This is a genomic window from Bacillus cereus group sp. N12, from assembly GCF_016483575.1.
Taxonomy (GTDB): domain Bacteria; phylum Bacillota; class Bacilli; order Bacillales; family Bacillaceae_G; genus Bacillus_A; species Bacillus_A toyonensis.
The window spans coordinates 1-237 of record NZ_JAEHBO010000278.1 but is presented as its reverse complement, the minus strand read 5'-3'; the positions used below and the strand labels follow the sequence as shown (position 1 = coordinate 237).

The following is a 237-nucleotide window of genomic DNA, read 5'->3' as shown; positions in this document are numbered from 1 at the left end:
TCTACTTCCACTCGGTCCACCCCCAGGACCTGCTGCTCCTGTCTGGCCAGTTGGACCTGGAGGGCCTCCTGAAGGTCCAGTTATCCCTGTTGGACCTGTTATTCCTGTCGTGCCTGTAATCCCTTGACCTGTTGCTCCTGTTGTTCCCGTACTTACACTCGGTCCCTCTGTCCCTTGGATTCCTTGCACTCCATGAATCCCTTGTGGACCTGTTGCTGCCGCTAACCAGTCCCCTCC

The 237-nt window shown here is 57.0% G+C and carries 1 pseudogene; it reads right to left on the bottom strand.

What is annotated here, in order from left to right:
• A pseudogene (locus JDS92_RS30475) lies at nt 1-237 on the bottom strand (BclA C-terminal domain-containing protein); the annotation flags it as partial.